General features: G+C 51.1%; 1 protein-coding gene. It reads left to right on the top strand.

Annotation, left to right across the window (positions count from 1 at the left end):
- Positions 1 to 1,036: ABC transporter permease (locus BWI93_RS01835; protein WP_094808466.1), on the top strand; the 1,036-nt coding region annotated here is incomplete at its 5' end.
- Positions 1,037 to 1,344: the final 308 nt, after the last annotated feature.

The following is a 1,344-nucleotide window of genomic DNA, read 5'->3' as shown; positions in this document are numbered from 1 at the left end:
AATGGATTTTTTCCGGGGAAAAGACATTGGCTATGATCCTACCGCGATTGTCATGGTGAATTTACCTACGCCGGACAAAGTCACCGAGTCCCTTCGCCATCGGTTTATGCAGATACCCGGCGTAGAGAAAGTTTCATTTGTGTCCCAGGCTCCCACCAGCAATTCCAACAACAATACCAACCACCGGTTCGATACCCGGCAGGAAGACGAGAAATGGTCCGTTAATACGAAACCCATTGACTCACATTACCTGCAAACCTTTGGTCTGAAGCTAGTAGCCGGTAAAAATATTCCCGAAAGTGATACCACGCGTGCGTTTATGGTGAATGAAACGTACGTAAAACGGCTGGGTGGAAATCTGAAACCCGCCGATGTCGTCGGGCGTAATATGACCGTTTGGGGCCGGACTGCTCCCATCGCTGGGGTAGTGAAAGACTGGAATAACCTTTCTTTTCACAATCAGATTCAACCCGTGGTCTTGTTCTCCGATCATAACCTCTACTACACGGGAGCGTTAAAAGTCAGTACGGCTCACCTCCCCCAGACGCTGGCCGGGATCGAACAGCTTTGGAATGAAGTGTATCCCGATCACCTGTACGATCAGACCTTCCTGGATCAACGCATTGCTCAGTCGTACCAAACCGAAAACCTGATTCTGAATCTGATTCGCGTCTTTTCCTTCATCGCCATCATCATTGGTTGCCTGGGTCTGTACGGACTGGTCAGCTTCATGGCGGCTCAAAAAACCAAGGAAATCGGCGTTCGGAAAGTACTCGGGGCCAGCGTAGCTCAGATTCTGGCTTTGTTTGGGAAGGAGTTCGCCAAACTGGTGGTACTGGCCTTCGTTGTAGCCGCTCCGCTGGGCTGGTGGGTGATGTCAGGCTGGCTGGAAGATTATACTTACCGCATCAGTATTGGCTGGACGACCTTCCTGGTGGCTATTTTCACCACGGCCTTCATTGCTACCCTGACCGTCGGCTGGCAATCCTTCCGGGCCGCTACGGCTAACCCGGCGAAGAGTTTGAAGAGTGAGTAGAGGATGATTAGCAATAGGACTGTTTTTCATCCTGTAGAGGTGGCTGATTTTTTAGTCCATATCGCGAACGCCACTCACTTCCTCTTGCTCAGAGCCACCGCATTGCTGAGGGAGCCACCATTGAATGGTAGGCGGCTTATCGCGATAGGACGGGGCCCGGGTTTATGTCGCCCATGCAAATTTTAGGCTGTATTTTAACAACCTCCGACTATTAACTAACAACTTCTGTCAGAAGAAGCAAACTTCTCCCGCCCGTAAGCCATTCCATAACGGCCACTGAACGACCTACGACAGCCGCAATGCGGTGG

It is taken from the genome of Siphonobacter sp. BAB-5385 (assembly GCF_002261125.1).
In the GTDB taxonomy this organism is placed as follows: Bacteria; Bacteroidota; Bacteroidia; order Cytophagales; family Spirosomataceae; genus Siphonobacter.
The sequence above is the reverse complement of the archived record's forward strand: the minus strand, read 5'-3'. Positions and strand labels throughout refer to the sequence as shown.